The 17,047-nt window shown below is 67.6% G+C and carries 16 protein-coding genes; 11 read left to right on the top strand and 5 right to left on the bottom strand.

Annotation, left to right across the window (positions count from 1 at the left end; genetic code table 11):
* On the top strand, window positions 1-279 hold a 279-nt coding region (locus ACT6S0_RS20400), incomplete at its 5' end, for a D-alanyl-D-alanine carboxypeptidase (RefSeq protein WP_444765618.1).
* Between the two features lie 49 nt (window positions 280-328).
* On the opposite strand, the gene ACT6S0_RS20395 is transcribed toward ACT6S0_RS20400, so the two are convergent.
* A complete protein-coding gene (locus ACT6S0_RS20395; protein WP_444765617.1) occupies window positions 329-997 on the bottom strand; it encodes an FMN-dependent NADH-azoreductase in 669 nt (222 codons plus the stop codon).
* A 123-nt stretch (window positions 998-1,120) separates the two neighbouring features.
* On the opposite strand from ACT6S0_RS20395, the gene ACT6S0_RS20390 reads away from it, so the two are divergent.
* The gene (locus ACT6S0_RS20390) at window positions 1,121-2,074 is read left to right on the top strand and encodes a LysR substrate-binding domain-containing protein (protein ID WP_444765616.1); all 954 of its coding nucleotides are present in this window, start codon (window positions 1,121-1,123) and stop codon (window positions 2,072-2,074) included.
* On the opposite strand, the gene ACT6S0_RS20385 is transcribed toward ACT6S0_RS20390, so the two are convergent.
* Complete coding sequence (locus ACT6S0_RS20385) at window positions 2,071-3,108, bottom strand: S66 peptidase family protein (protein WP_444765615.1); 1,038 nt, start codon at window positions 3,106-3,108, stop codon at window positions 2,071-2,073. The genes ACT6S0_RS20390 and ACT6S0_RS20385 overlap by 4 nt on opposite strands.
* Before the next feature lie 150 nt (window positions 3,109-3,258).
* On the opposite strand from ACT6S0_RS20385, the gene ACT6S0_RS20380 reads away from it, so the two are divergent.
* The 4 genes from ACT6S0_RS20380 to ACT6S0_RS20365 are packed head-to-tail and all read left to right on the top strand — an operon-like array spanning window position 3,259 to window position 6,393.
* Window positions 3,259-3,522 (top strand): DUF1653 domain-containing protein, encoded by a 264-nt coding sequence (locus ACT6S0_RS20380; protein WP_444765614.1) that lies wholly within the window; start codon window positions 3,259-3,261, stop codon window positions 3,520-3,522.
* 22 nt (window positions 3,523-3,544) lie between these two features.
* A complete protein-coding gene (locus tag ACT6S0_RS20375; RefSeq protein ID WP_444765613.1) occupies window positions 3,545-4,972 on the top strand; it encodes a C13 family peptidase in 1,428 nt (475 codons plus the stop codon).
* Between the two features lie 32 nt (window positions 4,973-5,004).
* Window positions 5,005-5,289, top strand: coding sequence for a hypothetical protein (locus ACT6S0_RS20370; RefSeq protein WP_444765612.1), 285 nt, complete (start codon window positions 5,005-5,007; stop codon window positions 5,287-5,289).
* A 30-nt stretch (window positions 5,290-5,319) separates the two neighbouring features.
* Window positions 5,320-6,393, top strand: a complete 1,074-nt coding sequence (locus tag ACT6S0_RS20365; protein ID WP_444765611.1) for a GNAT family N-acetyltransferase — start codon at window positions 5,320-5,322, stop codon at window positions 6,391-6,393.
* 127 nt (window positions 6,394-6,520) lie between these two features.
* Here the strand turns inward: ACT6S0_RS20365 and ACT6S0_RS20360 are convergent, their stop codons facing one another.
* Genes ACT6S0_RS20360 through ACT6S0_RS20350 form a run of 3 tightly spaced genes read right to left on the bottom strand, consistent with a single transcriptional unit; the run spans window position 6,521 to window position 9,611 of the window.
* Window positions 6,521-7,132 (bottom strand): M15 family metallopeptidase, encoded by a 612-nt coding sequence (locus ACT6S0_RS20360; RefSeq protein WP_444765610.1) that lies wholly within the window; start codon window positions 7,130-7,132, stop codon window positions 6,521-6,523.
* Window positions 7,129-8,028 carry a LysR family transcriptional regulator gene (locus ACT6S0_RS20355; RefSeq protein ID WP_444765609.1) on the bottom strand — a complete coding sequence of 300 codons (900 nt, stop codon included), beginning with the start codon at window positions 8,026-8,028 and terminating at the stop codon, window positions 7,129-7,131. The genes ACT6S0_RS20360 and ACT6S0_RS20355 overlap by 4 nt, the downstream gene beginning before the upstream one ends.
* Window positions 8,025-9,611, bottom strand: coding sequence for an ABC transporter substrate-binding protein (locus ACT6S0_RS20350; protein WP_444765608.1), 1,587 nt, complete (start codon window positions 9,609-9,611; stop codon window positions 8,025-8,027). Before ACT6S0_RS20350 ends, ACT6S0_RS20355 begins: the two co-directional genes overlap by 4 nt.
* Window positions 9,612-9,840: 229 nt before the next feature.
* Between ACT6S0_RS20350 and ACT6S0_RS20345 the strand changes: the two genes are divergently transcribed.
* The 5 genes from ACT6S0_RS20345 to ACT6S0_RS20325 all read left to right on the top strand — a co-directional run bounded on the left by ACT6S0_RS20345 (window position 9,841) and on the right by ACT6S0_RS20325 (window position 16,842).
* On the top strand, window positions 9,841-13,083 hold the full coding sequence (locus ACT6S0_RS20345; RefSeq protein ID WP_444765607.1) for a hypothetical protein: 3,243 nt from the start codon (window positions 9,841-9,843) through the stop codon (window positions 13,081-13,083).
* A 15-nt stretch (window positions 13,084-13,098) separates the two neighbouring features.
* A complete protein-coding gene (locus ACT6S0_RS20340; RefSeq protein WP_444765606.1) occupies window positions 13,099-13,989 on the top strand; it encodes an alpha/beta fold hydrolase in 891 nt (296 codons plus the stop codon).
* Window positions 13,989-15,077, top strand: a complete 1,089-nt coding sequence (locus tag ACT6S0_RS20335; RefSeq protein WP_444765605.1) for a tartrate dehydrogenase — start codon at window positions 13,989-13,991, stop codon at window positions 15,075-15,077. Before ACT6S0_RS20340 ends, ACT6S0_RS20335 begins: the two co-directional genes overlap by 1 nt.
* Window positions 15,074-16,123: a homocysteine S-methyltransferase family protein gene (locus tag ACT6S0_RS20330; protein ID WP_444765604.1), complete on the top strand. Its 1,050-nt coding sequence runs from the start codon at window positions 15,074-15,076 to the stop codon at window positions 16,121-16,123. Before ACT6S0_RS20335 ends, ACT6S0_RS20330 begins: the two co-directional genes overlap by 4 nt.
* Window positions 16,124-16,389: 266 nt before the next feature.
* Entirely contained in the window at window positions 16,390-16,842 is a 453-nt protein-coding gene (locus ACT6S0_RS20325) for a hypothetical protein (protein ID WP_444765603.1), read from the top strand.
* Window positions 16,843-17,047 lie beyond the last annotated feature (205 nt).

Here is a 17,047-nt window from a genome sequence, read left to right as displayed (position 1 = left end):
GCGGCGCATGCGGGCGCGCAGCAACCCGAGCTGCTGGTCACGCTGCCGCTGGCCGGCGTGGACGGCACACTGACGCGCCGCCTGAAGGACAGCCCCGCCACCGGCAAGGCGCGCCTGAAGACCGGCACGCTGCGCGACGCCGTCGGCCTGGCCGGCTTCGTGCCCGACGCGACCGGCAGGCCCTGGGTTTTCGTTGCCCTTGTCAACCACCCCCAGGCCGCGGCCAAGGGCCGGCCGGTGCTGGATGCGCTGGTGAACTGGGTGGCCGCGCAACAGTGAGGCGTCCGGATGGGGGCGCGGCCGGTGCGGCAAGCGCCCGCCGCATTGGCTACGCCGTCAGCCACGCGTCCGCGAGCGCGTCCACGGCGCTCAGGGCCCGAGCCACCGAGGCGGCCAGGGCCGGGCCACCGGCCTCCTCGTGTTCAATGGCCACCGTTTGCACCTGGGTGATGCCGAGGAAGCCAAGCACATCGCGCAGCGCCGTGTCGGCGTGGTTCATCGCCGCCAGCGGACCGCCGGCATCGAAGCCGTTGCCGCCGCGCGAGGTCAGCAGCACGGCGCGCCGCGGCCGGTCGGCCAGCAGGGGCACATAGGGGTTGTCACGGCCAGGGTCGAAGTCGAAGGTTGCAGCGATGCGCACGATGTTGTCGACCCACGCTTTCAGCGGCGCCGGCATGCCGAAGTTGTACATGGGCATGCCGATCACCAGCAGCTCGGCGGCCTTCAGCTCGCGCACCAGGGTGTCGCTTTCGCGCAGCACGGCATGTTGCGCGGGCGTGCGCCGGTCTTCGGGCGTGAAGGCCGCAGGGATCCATTCGTGGCGGACCACCGTCGGCTCTGATGCCGCCAGATCGCGGTACACCACTTCGTCTTTCGGGCGGGCCGCGCGCCAGCGGTTGACGAAGGCATGGCTCAGACGCCGGCTGTGGGAGCCGTGGGGGTGCTCGCCGGCGCGGCCGGGTCGTGCGCTGGAATCTATGTGCAGGAGACGGGTCATGGGATGCTTGTTTTCAGATGAATCAAAGTCAGCTGGTATGAGACTGACGCGAGTAATCTAAAGACGGAGATATCCTGTGACAACTGATCATTTCTTGGCCGTTTCGACAAGATGAATTCATCTATGAATGCCCGACTGTTGCCGCCGCTGTCGGCTCTGCGCGCCTTCGAGGCGGCGGCACGCCACCGCAGCGCGAAGCGGGCGGCCGAAGAGTTGTCGGTGACGGGCACGGCGATCAGCCACCAGCTGCGCGCGCTGGAGGAGTGGTTGGGGCTGCAGCTGTTCCTGCGCAAGCCGCGCCAGCTGGAGCTGACGGCGGCGGGACGGGAGCTGCTGGCCGACATCGGCTCAGCGTTCGACATGATGGCCAGTGCGGTCGCGCGGCTGCGTGCCGTCCCGCGGCGTCAGACGGTGACGCTCTCCACCACGCCCGCCGTCGCATCGCGTTGGCTGCTTCCGCATGTGGGTGCGCTCGCGGCGTTGCACCCCGACCTGGACTTGCACATTCACGTCACGCACGAGCCGGTGGCCCTGGACGGGCACAGCGCCGACCTGGCGATTCGCTACGGCAGTGGCCGTTGGCCCGGGTTGGTGGCGTGCAAGCTGTTCGACAACGTGTTCGTGCCGGTCTGCAGCCCGGCGCTCAAGCTCCGGCGCGCGCGGGACCTGCCGCGCCATGGCCTGCTGCACTTCGAGACCTGTGCTGGCCGAAGCGCACCCCTGGGCTGGGGCGGGTGGCAGAAGGTGGCGAACGTGCCGGGGCTGGATCCAACGGCCGGCCCGGTGTTCTCGGACGAGACCCACACCATCGGGGCAGCACTGGCGGGCAACGGCGTGGCCCTGATGAGCCGCGCCCTCATCGGTGACGAGCTGCAGCGCGGCACCTTGGTCTGCCCGTTCGGCCCCGAGCTGCCGGGCGAGCCGTTTCATCTGGTCTACCCGGAACACCGGCGCGGTGATGCCACCGTGATGGCCGTGCGCGACTGGGTGATGGGCCTGTTGCCCTTGCTTGCGGCGGCGCGGCCGTCAGCCACGACATCGCTTGGACGCCATGAAGCTGTGGAGGCCCGCGCCTAAGCGACTGCCGGTGCCAGCAGCCGGATGGTGCCGGCATCCGCGTCCATCTCGGCCAACGCACCCACCGGCACCGTCAGCTTGCGCTTGATATGTCCGATGGCGGCGCCGCGAAAAACCGGCACGCCCAGCGGCAGGCAATAGTCGTCGAACACCTCGTCCAGCGTCAGGCTGCCGTAGCCGTCGCCGGGTTCGCATTTGGTGAAGCGGCCGAGCACGACGCCGGCCAGCTGGCCTAGCGCACCTGTCAGGCGCAGCGTGGAGAGGCAGCGGTCGATGCGGTAGATGTACTCGTTGATGTCTTCCAGGAACAGGATGGCACCGCGGCAGTCGGGGAAATAGGGCGTACCGGCCAGTGACGCGAGCACGGTCAGGTTGCCGCCCACCAGCGGGCCCTGGGCCTTGCCGGCACGGATCGTCGTGATGCGCTCCTCGCGCGCGACAAGGTCGTCGGCGGGCTTGAAAACCGGGTTGCGCAGCACGGCCGCCTCGGCATTCATCACGAGGCTCTTGAAGCTCTGCACCGAGAAATCGTTCCACTCCGACACGGCCACCGGGCTGTGGAAGGCGACCAGGCCGGTCTGGCGGTGGATGGCGTTGACGAGGCTGGTCAGGTCGCTGAAGCCGCCGAAGAACTTCGGTTTGGCGGCGATCAGCCGGTAGTCCAGCTTGTCGACGATGCGGTTGCAGCCGGAGCCACCGGTCATGGCCAGGATGCCGGCCACCGAGTCGTCGGCAAACATCGCGTTGACGTCGGCGGCGCGCTGGGCGTCGGTGCCGGCGAACGGCCCGCGCCGCGCGGCGACATGCTGGCCCGGCTTGACCTTGAAGCCCAGGGCCTGCAGCGACTCGATGGCGATCTTCAGCGGCTCGCGCTCGAAGGTGGCATTGGCTGGGCTGACCAGGCCGACGGTGTCGCCGACGCGCAGCCGCGGCGCCAGCAGGGGGCGGGCTGCGGCGCGGGCGGGTTGGGCGGCGGCCAGCACGCCGGTAGCGGCGGCGCTGAAGTGGAGCAGTTGACGGCGGGACGGGTTCATGGCGCTGCATCAGTCAGGAGTGGAAGGCTCACCGCCTCCCTGGCCGCGTGGACTCGACGACCATGCGCGGCATTGTGTGCGCACTGGCGGCAAAGGCCGATGGCGCCTGCCCACATGGGGAAGGGCCGGCCGCTGCGGTCCAATGCGTGCATGAATCCTGACCTGCCCCCATTGCCCCCACTGCCCCCGCTGGCCCCGCTGGCCCTTGGCCGCTACCGCCACTACAAGGGCGGCGAGTACGAGGTGCTCGCCGTGGCCCGCCACAGCGAGACGCTGGAGGCGGTGGTCGTCTACCGGCCGCTCTACAACGACAGCGGCTGGTGGGTGCGGCCTTACGAGATGTTCACCGGCACACTGGCGGTCGACGGCGCCACGCGGCCGCGCTTCGAGCGCATCGGCGAGGCAGATCGATAGGATCCCGGCCGGGAGAGCTGTGATGGATGAAGGAACCCGGGCGCCGCTGCCGATGGCCGCGCCGCAAGATGACAAGCCCGCGCGGGGGCGCAGCGCATGGCTGCTGGAAGGCGCGCGCGTGCTCGTGTTTCGGGCGCCCCGGTGGCAGGACCTGGCCGCGCGGCCGCTGACCCTGGCGGTGCTGGTGCTGGCCGGCTATGTGCTGGCGTTCGGCTTGCAGTGGGCGCTGGCCGATGAATCGGCAAAACCGCTGTGGACGGGCTTGCTGAGCGGCTGGATAGACATCGCCGTCATCGCCTGGCTGTGCTGGATCGTGGCGCGTTCGGCAGACGGCGGCGATGCGTCCCGGCCGAGTGCAGCGACGCTGATGGCCCTGCTGTGGAGCGCGACGCTGGTGCTGAGCCTGGGCGAAGGCGCCCTGGCACTGGTTCTCGGCGCGGTGTGGGGCCCGACCGCCGACTGGCCCGCCAGCCTGCATTGGGTCAGCTGGCTGGTCGCCATCTGCTGGACGGCGCTGATGCAGATCCGGCTGCTGTGGCGCTTTGCCGGGTCGGCCGCCGTGCGCGGCGCGGTGTTGCTGCTGGTGCCGGTGCCGCTGGCGCTCAGCGGCTGGTTTGCGCCGACGGTGCTGTGGTGGGCCGAACCGGTTGCAGAAGCTCAGGCCGAGGCGGCGCTGCCGCTGACCGACGCGATCGTCGCCACCCAGCCAGAGCTGCTCGCGCAGGCGCTGGACGGGCTGCAGCCACCGCGCCCCGGGCGCGTGAACGTGTATGCGCTGACCTACGCGCCGTATGCGTCAGAGGACGTCTTCATGCGCGAGAGCGCGGTCGTCGCCGACACCCTGCGCGAACGCTTCGGCGCCGAGGGCCGCGTGGTGGAGCTGGTGGTCAACCCCGCCACGGGCATGACCCTGCCCTGGGCCACGCCGCTGAACCTGCGCAAGACCATCGCGCGCATGGCGGCATTGATGAACCGCGAGCAAGACGTGCTCTTCCTGCACCTGACCTCGCATGGCGGCGCCGACGGCAAGCTGGCCACCCAGTCCTGGCCGCTGCAGACCGAGCCGGTCACGCCGCAGTTGCTCAGGCGTTGGCTGGATGAGGCCGGCGTGCGCTGGCGTGTGATCTCGGTGTCGGCCTGTTACTCGGGCAGCTGGATAGAGCCGCTGGCCGGTGACGGCACGCTGGTCATGACGGCAGCGGATGCCGACAACACCTCCTATGGCTGCGGCAAGCACTCGGAGCTGACCTTTTTCGGCCGCGCCATGTACGAGGAGGCGCTGCGCGAGACCTGGTCCTTCAGCGAGGCGCATGCGCAGGCGCGCAAGGTCATCGAGGTGCGCGAGCGCGAGGCGGGCAAGAGCGATGGCTACTCGAACCCGCAGATCAGCGAGGGGGCGGGCGTGCGGGTTGTGCTGCAGCGGCTGACAGAAGAGCAGCGCAATCGCTGAGGCCCCGTCACTAGAACAAGCGGAGCACTTCAATGCAAACCTACGCAACCATCGAGCGCCGGGTGGTACGCATCCTCGGGCACCCGAACAGCGGCTGGTCTCCGGCTGATCCCGACGACGACAACGCGCTCGAGATCGAGTTTCGATTTGCGGTCACCGGCGACGGAAACAAGGGCTTCCTGCTCGTCTACCAATCCTCGGATGGCCGCTATGCAGCAGATTCGTGGCACGCCACCATGGAAGAGGCTTTCGATGTCGCGCAAGCGTCCTATGGCATCACGCGATCGGAGTGGATGGCGCCGAACCCGGTTCCGTAGCGCCAACGTCGTTCCCAACGCACCTTCTCTATGCACATCGCTCTCGAATCTCCCGACCAGCCCGACGTCATCGCCCTCATCGCTGAACTGGATGCCTACCAGGACGGCCTTTACCCACCGGAAAGCCGGCATGCACTGGACCTTGCCGCGCTGACCCGCACGAACGTGCTCTTTGCCGTTGCGCGAGACGAGGCAGGGCGCGCGGTGGGCTGCTGCGCCATCGTGCTGGGCACCGGATCGGGTGAACTCAAGCGCATGTTCGTGAGCCCGTCTGCCCGCGGCCAGGGTCTGGCGCAGCGCTTGATGGCCCGGCTCGAGGCCGAGGCGGTGGCGCGTGGCTGTCGACTGCTCAGGTTGGAGTCGGGCCCGTTCCAGCTGGAGGCGCTCGCCCTGTACGCCCGATGCGGCTACGAGCGCTGCGGGCCGTTCGGCGGCTATGTGGACGACCCCTTGAGCGTCTTCATGGAAAAGCCGCTGGAGGTCAAGGCTGCGGAGAGCAGCAACGTTGATGCAATGAATCCCGCCGCTCCTGAGTTCCTTCGCTTCACGGCGCCCGATGCCGAGGCCCACGCTCGCAACATCTCGATGCTGCGCGAGAAGCTGGAACAAGCGCTGCTGGCGGGCGACACGCTGGCGACCGTGGACCACGCGGCCGACCTCGGCGGCCTGCTCACCACCGCCCGGCAGGAGTTCGAGGCCGTGGACCTGCTGCGCGCGCATTTGGGGGCAGCCGAAGCGCATCCACACGCGCAAGCAACCGCCTGGTACTGGAACGCCTATGCGACTGCCTTGCAGTACACCGGCCGCAGGAGCGCCGCCGAGCCTTGTTTCGCCAAGGCCCTGGACTTGTGCGCCGCGGGCGGCTGGCTTCGCCTGCAGGCGATGGTGCTGCACCACTGGGGCCGCAGCCTCGCCGAACAGCAGCGCTTTGATGAAGCCGAGGCCCGCATCGGCGAGGCGCTGGCGCTGCGTGTCGAACTGCAGGACCCCAGACAAGCGGGGTCGAGGCGCGCTTTGGAAGCCTTGGCGGAATTGCGCGCTGGCCAGGCAGCTGTCGTAAGCCCTGATGCGGCGCCGACCGTTCAGCCATCTGGCGGGTCTTGACCCGGCCTGCTCCGCATCGACCATGAGTACAGCCCTCACGCTGGCGCGATGAGCTCCGATTGGTGAGGGGCCCGACAGGGCTGTCTGCGACGGCTCCATAGGGCGGGTCGCGACCCACCATGCGTCGTCAAAGCACCCGCGGCAAATCCCTGCGCACCGCCACGCGGTCGCCGAAGTCGAAGTGCCACCATTCGGTGGTGATGGCGTGAAAGCCCGCCTCGCGCATCGCCGCGCGCAGCCAGCCGCGCTCGACGAGGTGTTGCGCTGTCAAGGCGCCCAGGGCAAGGTGCTCGGCCTCGTGGTCGGGGTGGGAGGCCAGCGTCATCTCGTCGAAACCTGACCCCATGTCGACCTCGCGGCCCTGCGGATCCAACAGCGTCAGGTCGACAGCCATGCCAAAGCTGTGGATGGAGCCGCGCTCGGGGTGGGCGAGGTACATGGTCAGCGGCGTGCCCTGCAGCTCGTCCCACAGCCGCTGCTGCACCCGCTGCGGACGCAGCGCATCCAGCACCAGCAGGCGGTAGCCGGGGCGTCGCGCCTGCAGCCAGGCGGCGGCTTGTTCGAGCGCATCGGCGGCCTCGCGGCGCAGCCAGTGGCAGTCGATGCCTTCGTAGACCGAGTGGCCCACGAAGTTGTCGGCCGTGGCATAGCGCAGGTCGACGGCGATGCCGTGCCTCAGTGTGGCCAGGCGCCGGAAGTCGGGGTGGGCGGCGATGGCTTCGATGGGAAGGTGATTCAAGGCAGTCTTGCCAGGTGCTCGTGAGCCGCGGCGGTGATGAACTTGACGAGGCGGCGCGAGGCCTGGGCCAGCGGCGCGCTGGCGGCGCTGAGCAGATAGAGCTGGACCGGCACGGCCGGTGCCAGCGGGCGCACGCGGACCTTGGCGGGGTCGGCGCTTGCGGCGGTGAAGGGGTCCACCAGGGTCATGCCGACGCCGGCCTCGACCAGGGCGCGCGCCAGCTGATAGGTCTGCACGGTGATGCGGCTGGCCAGCGGTTGGCCGAGGGCTTCGCCGGCATGGTGCAGCAGCCCGGAGAGCGGGTCGTCGCTTTGCAGGCCGACGATCTCGGTGCGGATGTCCGCGAGGCTGAGGGGCCCCGCCGCCTGAGCCTCGGGGCTGCCGAGCGGACACAGCGCCACCATCGTGCCGCTGGCGATCGACTCGGCCTTGATGCCGGGGTGGCGCGGGTCCTGCAGCGACAGGGCCAGGTCGGCCTCGCCGAGCAGCAGGGCCGAGACGATCTCGCGCGTGTGGTGGGTGGCCAGCGAGCAGCTGGCGTTGGGGTAGGCCTTGCACCACGGCGTCATGGCCGCTGGCACGATGGCTGTTGCAAGCGCCGGCGTGGCGACCAGGCGCACCTGCTCGCTCTCGCCGCTCTTGAGGTTGGCCGCGAGGCGCCGGATGCCGACGAGGTCGCGGTTGAGCTTGTCGATCTCGACGAAGAGACGCTGCGCTTCGGGTGTCGGGTAGAGCTTGCCGCGCACGCGGTCGAACAGCGCCATGCCGAGCTGCAGCTCGCAGTGCTGCAGCACCTTGGTGACGGCGGGCTGGGAAATGTGCAGCAACTGGGCGGCGCCGCTGATGGTGCCGGCCTGCATGATGGCGTGGAAGACTTCGATGTGGCGAAGCCTCATTTCCGGTACACACCCTCAAAGTCCACCGAGCCGTTGGGCGCCATCTTGAAGCCCACCACATCCTTGCGAACGGGGATGTAGACGGTCGAATGCGCCATCGTGATCCACGGGCGCTCGCGCTTGAAGATCTCCTGGGCTTTCTCGTACATGGCCAGGCGCTTGGCCTGGTCCGGCATGGCGCGGGCCTCGTCGATGAGCTTCTCGAACTCGGCGTTGCAGAACTTGATGCCGGCCGTCTTGTTGGCCGCACAGCTCAGATTGGGCGTCAGGAAGTCGTCCGCATCGCCGGTCTCGCCACTCCAGCCGCTCATGTAGACGTTGTGCTCGCCGTTGTTGGCGCGCTTGAGGTATTCGCCCCACTCAAAGGTCTTGATGTTGGCCTTGACGCCGATCTTGGCCCAGTCCTGTTGGATGAGCTGGGCCATCAACTGGCCGTTGGGGTTGGTCGGCCGCGTGACGGGCAGGGCCCACAGGTCGATCTCGAAGCCCTTGGCGAAGCCGGCCTTGGCCAGCAGGGCCCTGGCCTTGCCGGGGTCAAATTCGTTCTTGAGCTTGTGGTTGTAGCCGGGGATGGCGGGCGGGAAAGCGCTGACCGCCTGCATTGCGTCGCCGCGCGGAAACAGCGCCTTGAAGATGGCGCTGCGGTCGATGGCGATGTCCAGCGCCTCGCGCACCTCGCGCTTGTCGGTGGGCGGCTTCTTCAGGTTGAAGGCCAGGTAGGAAATGTTGAGCGCCTGGATCTTCTGGATGTTGACGTTGGGGTTGCCGGCCAGCGAGGCGACATCGACATCGCGAATGGCCGCGGTCACATGGCATTCGCCGGCAGCGATCTTCTGTACCCGCACATTGGGCTCGCGGCTGATGCTGAAGACCAGTGCCGACGTGGCTTGCTTGCCGCCCCAGTAGCCCGGGTGAGCCGTCATGCGCAGCACGTCGTCCTTGGCATAGCTCTTGAACTGGTAGGGCCCGGCGCCGACGGGCTGGATGTTGATCTGGGATGCCTTGCCAGCTTTCAGCAGCTGGGCGGCGTATTCGGCGGAATGAATGCCAGCCCAGGCGAAGGCGAAGTTCGCGACAAAGGTCACATTGGGCTGGTGGAGCCGGAAACGAATTGTGCGGTCGTCGAGCTTGTCGATGCCGGCGATCAGCTTGGCCAGGCCAAGGTTCTGCGGATAAATGAAGTTGGCGGGAAAAGCCTGGTTGAAGGGGTGATTTGTATCGATGAAGCGTTGGAATGTGAACAGCACATCGTCGGCGTTGAAGTCCCGCGTCGGCTTGAACCAGGGCGTGCTGTGGAACTTCACGCCCGGGCGCAGCTTGAAGGTCACGCTCTTGGCGTCAGGGGCGATTTCATAGCTGGTCGCGAGCTTGGGTGCCAGCTCGGTCGTGGGGCGTTTGAAGTCCAGCAAGCCATCGAACATCTGGGAGCTGACGGTGTTGGTGCTGGCGCTGTCCCACAAACCCGGGTCAAAGCCTTCCGGGCTGGCGTCGGCGCAGTAAACCACTGGCTTGCCCTGGGCGTCGGCAAGGGTGGCGGCGCTCAGCAGGGACAGCGCGACGAGGGCGGTGGACAGGGGCTTCATCACGATGATTTCAGAGGAGAAGAGGGCTGGAATTGTTTGGACGGGCGCGGCGCGCGACAAGCGCGTTGGCGGGCGCATTGCATAACGCAAACTTATACCGCCAGGCAATCCCGCGCCGGTAACGTTTCGCCACGGTCGCTTCAAAGCACGCCGTCAGAATCCGCTCCGCCACCTAGGCCCCCCCTAGTACCGAAATGCAGCGAAGCCCGCTGCTAAGGATTGCTTTGCCATGACAGACCCCCAACGCCGTAAGTTTCTTCAGTACTCAGCCGCACTCGGCGGCACCCTGCCTTTGGCGGGTTGTGGTGGCGGCGGCGAGGCCGTCGCCCAGGCTGCCGCAGCGGAAGCCCCGGCGGCCTCGGCCGCAGCCCTGATGTTGCCGGGCACGCCAGCCAAACCGGCACCCGCCCCGGCACCTGCTCCTGCGCCCACCGCGCCGGCTCCCGCGACAACGCTGGGCCTGTTCACCGGTGCGATGCAGTTCAGCCTGCTGAGCCCCAAGACTCAGGTCAAGGCGCCGTTCAGCCTCGGCTTCGCATTCAAGCGTGGCGACATCCCCGCCGGCAGCTCGGTGGGTTCGAACCTGGCCAACCTGCAGGTCACGCCGCGCACGACCTGGCCCGATGGTTCGCTGAAGTTTGCGCAACTCGCCGGTTTTGCAGACCTGACGGCCAATGAGCTGTCGACCATCCGACTGCGCCGCGTCGCCGCCGACACGCGAGTCATTTCACCTTTGAGCTTGGCCGACCTGAAGAAGACCGGCATCACGGCCGAGTTCGGTGCCGGCGCGCTGGGCTCCGCCAGCTTTGGCGCGGCCGACTGGGACAACCCGCAGACCAACTGGGTCAGTGGCCCACAGATGTCGTCATGGATCTTCCGCAAGCCGGTGGGCAGCGACGCCCACCTGGTGGCCTGGCTGGAGGTGCGCCTGTTCGCCGGTGGTGCCGTCGAGGTACTGCCCTGGATCGAGAACGGCTACCTGATGGTCGCCGGCCCGACGAACAAGTCGGCGACCTACACCTTCAACATCAACGGCACGCAGCGCTTCTCGGCGGCCATTGACCTGCCCCACCACTGCCGCACGCCGCTGATCAACGGCACGGCGCTGTCCTACTGGCTGGGCGCCGACCCCGATGTGACGCCGCGCCATGACCTGGCCTATCTGCAGGCGACCGAGCAGGTGCCGACGTACAGCGCGCGGGTGGCGCCGACCGCACCGGTTGCCGAAGCCCTTGCCGCCAACTTCTCGCCGTTGGCCAAGGCCAACATCATCTATTTCAACGACAGCATGCGCTCGCCTGGCTATCAGGCGCCGATCGGCTTGCTGCCGCAGCACGACGCGCTCTACCTGACTTGCGAAAGCGCGGCCACATATGGGGCGGTAGTGCGCAACGGCTTTGCGGCCGGCCGCTATGCGGTGCACTATCGAGACGAGAAGACGCAGCGGCCGATCCGCTTCTCTCAGTACGCCAACCTGGCGTTGAACCTCGAAGGCAGTGCCTTCGGCGACCAGGGCGGCTCGACGCGCAGCCAGTACACGCCCAAACCGACGGGAACCGGTGCGCCCGGCTGGGACTGCGCCCACAGCCCGGCCGTCGGCTACATGGCCTATCTCGTGACAGGCCGGTTCTACTTCATGGAGCTGGTGCAGTTCGTTGCAACGGCCAACTACCTCGGCAAGGGCGACAACGACGTGCTGCGGCGCGGCGCGCTGGGTCTGGTGCAGTCCTGTGCTGGCGCCTGGCAGGTTCGCTCCGCGGCGTGGCAATGGCGCGCATTGGTAATGGCCCTGAACGTGACGCCCGACAGTGACAGCGTGCTGCAGTCGGAATTCCAGGCCAGCGTGCAGGCCAACATCGACAACTATCACGCCGTCTACGTTGCCCAGCCCAACAATCCTTACGGCTGGGTCCAAGGCGAGAGCTACAACCGCAGCGGCCCTTACTTCGATGCGCCGTGGATGCAGGATTTCGTGACGGCGGCCTGGGGCTTTTCGCTCAGTCTGGGTCTGCCTCTTCCTGCCGCGTCGGCGAGCAAGCACGACGCCTTCTTTCGGTGGAAGGCGCGCAGTGTCGTCATGCGACTGGGCCCCGCCAATGGGTTCTGGTATGTCAACGGCGCCCCGTACACGATGAGCATCTCTCCCGCCTCGGCACCGGACTACCAGCGCGGCAAGGGGCCATGGCATGCCGACGATGCGGCCGTCTATGCCGCCACTTACGCCAGCCAGCCGAGCTGGTTCGGCAAGGTCGAAGGGCAACTGGCTGCCGAGATCATGCCGGGCGACCGGGCGATGTGGGGCAACTTGATGCCAGCACTGAGTTATGCCGTGCGCCATGGCGTGACTGGCGCGGCCACGGCCTATCAGCGCGTGGTCTCGTCAAGCAACTATCCGGCGCTACGCGACGCCTTCCACACGGCACCGGTATGGTCGGTGGCACCAGCGCGCATCTCGCCAGCATGGCTGGCCGGCAAGCCGATCGGTGAATGGTTCGAGATCACCGGCACGGCGGGTGCCGGTGGCGCGGCGGTCGATGCCTTCAGTGGCATGGCGATCAACGAGCTGACCAACGAGCTGTTGATCGCGGCAGCAGGCGGCCACAACGATTCATCGGACAACCGCGTGGTTTCCTTGTCCCTCGCAGCCGACACGCCAAGCTGGGTCGTGCGCGCTGCCCCGAGCAAGACGGTCCAGGCAAACGTGGCCTACTACACCGACGGCCTGCCATCGTCACGCCATCTTTACAGCTCGCTGCACTTTGTGCCGCAGGTCAACCGCTTGATGTTGTTCGGGTCCTATGGGACCTATGGATCTGCGTGGGCCTTCCCGAAGGTCGACGCATTCAACCTGGATACCAACAAGTGGGATCCTGCCGGCACCTGGGCAGACATGCAGGTGGGCGCCTACGGCGCTGCTCAGATCCGGGCGACCGGTGAGGTCGTCAGCACAGCACTGAAGAAGTGGTCGCCCAGCGACCGCAAGTGGACGGATCTCGTGACGGTCCGTAGCGGCGACTCGGTGCGCTGGCCCATGGCCATCGACGCGCGTCGCAACCAGATTTTCACTCTGCAGTGGGGAGATGGACAAAGCTTCGACCCGCAGCGTCTGCAGGCGAGCCGGGTGCCGCTGAGCGGCGGGCCGCAGGTCTCGGTCAGCTTCAACCCCAGTCCCGCGCTGACGCAGTGGCTGGCCGAGAAGCCCAGCTATGCCGGCATGGACTACGACATCGACAACGATCGCTTCCTGTTCTACGGCGGCCAGGGCGAGGCGGCGGGCCGGGTCTATGTGGTCCAGCCCAACGATGGCAATGTGTGGGACATGAGCCTGCTCAGCGTTGGCCCCGGCAGCGTGAAGATCGCGCCGACCCCAGGCGCCGGCCTGCAGAATCGCCTGCGCTACATCCCCGCGCTGCGTGGCTTCGTCTTGCTGGCCCGCGCCAACGCCAACCTCTACTTCCTGCGCACAGCCTGACAGAATCGGCCCATCATGTGGGCCGGCTTCCAGTCTCTAACCATCCAGCGTGACGGTGTCACGCTCTTTGCCCGCCAGGGCGGCCCGTCGGATTCCGGCAGGCCGCCCTTGCTTCTTTTGCACGGGCATCCGCAAACGATGGCCATGTGGCACCGCGTGGCGCCGGTGCTGGCGCAAACGCGGCGCGTCGTGCTGATGGATCTGCGCGGTTACGGCGACAGCGCCCGCCCGCCCGCCGGCGAGGCCAGCGCCGCCTATGCCAAGCGCGAGATGGCGCTGGACGCGACGGCGTTGATGCAGTCGCTGGGCCATGAGCGCTTTGCCGTGCTGGCCCACGACCGCGGCGCGCGCGTGGCGCACCGGCTGGCGCTGGACCACCCGCAGGCCGTCACTCGGCTGATGCTGCTTGACATCGCCCCCACGCTGGCCATGTACGAGGGCACGACCGAGGCCTTCGCGCGGGCCTACTGGCACTGGTTCTTCTTGATCCAGCCGGCGCCATTGCCCGAGCGTCTCATCGAGGCCGACCCGCTCGCCTATCTGCGCGATGGCATGGGCCGGCGTGGCGGCGCGTTCTTCGCGCCCGAGGCCTGGGCGGCGTACGAGCGCTGCATCGCCAGGCCCGGCACGGCCGCGGCCATCTGCGGCGACTACCGCGCCAGTGCCGGCATCGACCTCGACCATGACCGTGCCGACCGCGACGCCGGCCGGCGCGTCACGCAGCCGCTGCGGGTGCTGTGGGGCGCGCAGGGCGTCGTCGGCCGCTGCTTCGAGCCGCTAACCCTTTGGCAGGCTGCGGCAGTCAACGTCAGCGGCCGCGCCGTCAGCAGTGGCCACTACCTCGCCGAGGAGGCGCCCGAGGTGGTGCTGGCCGAGGCAGCAGCTTTCTTCGACAAGGACGAGTGATGCAAAAGATTGCCGTGATCGCCGGTGACGGCATCGGCCAGGAAGTGATGCCCGAAGGCCTGCGCGTGCTGCGCACGGTGGCCGAACGCTTCGGGTTGCCGCTGCAGTTCGACGAGTTCCAGTTCGCCGACTGCCGCTACTACGCGCAGCATGGGCAGATGATGCCGGACGACTGGAAGGACCAGATCGGCGGCCATGACGCCATCTTCTTCGGCGCCGTCGGCTGGCCCGCCACGGTGCCCGACCACATCAGCCTGTGGGGTTCGCTGCTCAAGTTCCGCCGCGAGTTCGACCAGTACGTCAACCTGCGCCCGGCCCGGCTGCTGCCCGGCGTGCGCTCGCCGCTGGTGAACCGCCAGGGTGAGGCGCTGAAGCCCGGCGACATCGACATGTGGATCGTGCGCGAGAACACCGAGGGCGAGTACTCCAGCGTCGGCGGCCGCATGTACGAAGGCACCGAGCGCGAGATCGTGCTGCAGGAGACGGTCATGAGCCGCATCGGCGTGGACCGCGTGCTGCGCTTCGCGTTCGAGCTGGCGGCGTCGCGACCGCGCGCCAGGCTCACTTCGGCGACCAAGAGCAATGGCATCGCCATCACCATGCCCTACTGGGACGAGCGCGTCGAGGCCATGGCCGCGCAGTACCCCGGCGTGACCGTCGACAAGTTCCACATCGACATCCTCTGCGCCCACTTCGTGCAGCGGCCTCAAGCCTTCGACGTGGTGGTGGCCAGCAACCTCTTCGGCGACATCCTGTCCGACCTCGGCCCGGCCTGCACCGGCACCATCGCGATTGCGCCGTCGGCCAACCTCAACCCGACGCGCGAATGGCCCAGCCTGTTCGAGCCGGTCCACGGCTCGGCGCCCGACATCGCCGGCAAGGGCCTGGCCAACCCCATCGGCCAGATCTGGGCCGGCGCCATGATGCTGGACTTTCTCGGCCACCGGGCCGCCCACGACGCCGTCATGGCGGCCATCGAGACCGTGCTGGCCGGCCCGGCCGAGCACAAGACGCCGGACCTCGGCGGCACCGCCTCATGTGCCCAGCTGGGCGAGGCCATCGCCCGGGCTGCCAAAATGGAAGCATGAAGTCCATCGCCTACACCCGTGCCCAGGCCCTGCCCGCCTTGCTCCAACAACGCATCGCCGTGCTCGACGGCGCGATGGGCACCATGATCCAGCGCTACAAGCTCGGCGAAGCCGACTACCGCGGCGAGCGCTTCAAGGACCATCACAAGGACTTGAAGGGCAACAACGAGATGCTGATGTTCACGCGGCCCGACGTGCTCAGCGAGATCCACGAGCAATACCTCGCGGCCGGTGCCGACCTCATCGAGACCAACACCTTCGGCGCGACTTCCATTGCGCAAGAGGACTACGGCCTGGCGGAGCTGGCCTACGAGATGAATGTCGAGGCCGCCAAGATCGCCCGCGCCGCCTGCGACAAGTACTCGACGCCGACCAAGCCCCGCTACGTGGCCGGCGCCCTTGGCCCCACGCCGCGCACCGCGTCCATCAGCCCCGACGTCAACGACCCCGGCGCTCGCAATGTCGACTTCGACACCCTGCGCGCCGCCTACTACGAGCAGGCCAAGGGCTTGCTCGAAGGTGGCTGCGACCTGTTCCTCGTCGAGACTATCTTCGACACACTGAACGCCAAGGCCGCCATCTTTGCGCTGGACGAGCTGATGGAAGACACCGGCGAGCGCCTGCCCGTCATCATCTCGGGCACGGTGACCGACGCTTCCGGGCGCATCCTTTCGGGCCAGACGGTGACCGCCTTCTGGCACTCGGTGCGCCACGCCCGGCCCATCGCCATCGGCCTGAACTGCGCGCTCGGCGCCACGCTGATGCGGCCCTACATCGAAGAGCTGTCCAAGGTCGCGGGCGAGGTGGCGGTCAGCTGCTACCCCAACGCCGGCCTGCCCAACCCGATGAGCGACACCGGTTTCGACGAGACGCCCGACGTGACGGCGCGCCTGGTGGGCGAGTTCGCGAAGGCGGGCTTTCTCAACATCGCCGGCGGCTGCTGCGGCACGACGCCCGACCACATCGCGGCCATTGCGAAGGCGGTGTCGGCTTACAAGCCGCGGGTCAGCGGGGAGAAGTTCTTCAGCCAGTTGATGGCAGCCTGAAACTGGCTCGGCGTTCGGTTCCTTGCCATTGAGCGTGGGCGACGTCAGCCGGTAGGTAGAGCCGATTTGGAGCCAGACGCGTCGCGGCCTTGTCCGTGCCGGGCTCTGCGGACCTGAGCTCACCGAGGGCGGGGGCGTTAGCGAGGCGGCATTCGCTTAAGGCTGATTGCGGCCGTTTGCGCGGCGCAGGTTAGTCTCTGGCTCAAGACGCCCTTTAGGCGAAATTCCTTTCGGATCGGCACGCCCTAGAACCTACAAGGCATTCCATGCGAACTCTGCTCGTGCTTCTCGCACTTCTCCCCGCCGTCACGCGAGCTGGTGTTCTCGATTCTGACTTTCGCGCCGAGCTGACACAGCGTGCTCTCGCGGGATTCTGGGGAAAGGCGAGGGATTCGGCGGGCAAGCCAATCCTCCCGGAGAGCGCTCAAGATCGCGCTACCGTGCCGGTGGCGCCCAGCGTGGTCGAAGCGGCGATCAATGCCGGAGAAATCTCCGGCTTGGCCGAGTGGTGCGGACTTGCATGGAAGCCGCGGTACTACGCCCTGACCCGATCTGCCAGAAACGAGCAGATGACGGACAAACAGGTTGCTTTCATTTCCGTGTTGCATGGCGCCACTCAACAAACGATGGTCTCGACCATGGGCGGCAAGCACTGCGGTGATCAAGAGAGGTCCAAGGTTCTCGAAGCGCTCGCGCAACCTGTCGTATTGCGGCGCTGAACCGATGGTGTGAGGGGCCGCTCCCGTTTAGGTTTGTTCGACACCTGCCCGCGCGACATGCCAATGGTGCGAATGGCACCGAATAGAGGGCAGGTGTTGGACAAGCCTCGAGGGAGGAAACCGCGGCGCACGTGGCGGTGTCGCTCGAAGCTATGGCGATTGCAGGCGAGCGGCTGCGCGGCGCTGCCGAGCCCGACGGACGCGC

Origin of the sequence: Roseateles sp., from assembly GCF_052436255.1 — a bacterium.
Classification (GTDB): domain Bacteria; phylum Pseudomonadota; class Gammaproteobacteria; order Burkholderiales; family Burkholderiaceae_C; genus Pelomonas.
Note: the sequence above shows the minus strand (reverse complement) of the source record. Positions and strands in the feature narration are given on the sequence as shown.

Excerpts from the sequence above, each read along its gene's own strand:
- ACT6S0_RS20375 (WP_444765613.1), top strand. The coding sequence starts at position 3,545 with ATGGATGAAGGAACCCGGGCGCCGCTGCCGATGGCCGCGCCGCAAGAT.
- ACT6S0_RS20395 (WP_444765617.1), bottom strand. The coding sequence starts at position 997 with ATGACCCGTCTCCTGCACATAGATTCCAGCGCACGACCCGGCCGCGCC.
- ACT6S0_RS20365 (WP_444765611.1), top strand. The coding sequence starts at position 5,320 with ATGCACATCGCTCTCGAATCTCCCGACCAGCCCGACGTCATCGCCCTC.
- ACT6S0_RS20380 (WP_444765614.1), top strand. The coding sequence starts at position 3,259 with ATGAATCCTGACCTGCCCCCATTGCCCCCACTGCCCCCGCTGGCCCCG.
- ACT6S0_RS20340 (WP_444765606.1), top strand. The coding sequence starts at position 13,099 with ATGTGGGCCGGCTTCCAGTCTCTAACCATCCAGCGTGACGGTGTCACG.
- ACT6S0_RS20350 (WP_444765608.1), bottom strand. The coding sequence starts at position 9,611 with ATGAAGCCCCTGTCCACCGCCCTCGTCGCGCTGTCCCTGCTGAGCGCC.
- ACT6S0_RS20335 (WP_444765605.1), top strand. The coding sequence starts at position 13,989 with ATGCAAAAGATTGCCGTGATCGCCGGTGACGGCATCGGCCAGGAAGTG.
- ACT6S0_RS20325 (WP_444765603.1), top strand. The coding sequence starts at position 16,390 with ATGCGAACTCTGCTCGTGCTTCTCGCACTTCTCCCCGCCGTCACGCGA.
- ACT6S0_RS20390 (WP_444765616.1), top strand. The coding sequence starts at position 1,121 with ATGAATGCCCGACTGTTGCCGCCGCTGTCGGCTCTGCGCGCCTTCGAG.
- ACT6S0_RS20345 (WP_444765607.1), top strand. The coding sequence starts at position 9,841 with ATGACAGACCCCCAACGCCGTAAGTTTCTTCAGTACTCAGCCGCACTC.
- ACT6S0_RS20330 (WP_444765604.1), top strand. The coding sequence starts at position 15,074 with ATGAAGTCCATCGCCTACACCCGTGCCCAGGCCCTGCCCGCCTTGCTC.
- ACT6S0_RS20385 (WP_444765615.1), bottom strand. The coding sequence starts at position 3,108 with ATGAACCCGTCCCGCCGTCAACTGCTCCACTTCAGCGCCGCCGCTACC.
- ACT6S0_RS20370 (WP_444765612.1), top strand. The coding sequence starts at position 5,005 with ATGCAAACCTACGCAACCATCGAGCGCCGGGTGGTACGCATCCTCGGG.
- ACT6S0_RS20355 (WP_444765609.1), bottom strand. The coding sequence starts at position 8,028 with ATGAGGCTTCGCCACATCGAAGTCTTCCACGCCATCATGCAGGCCGGC.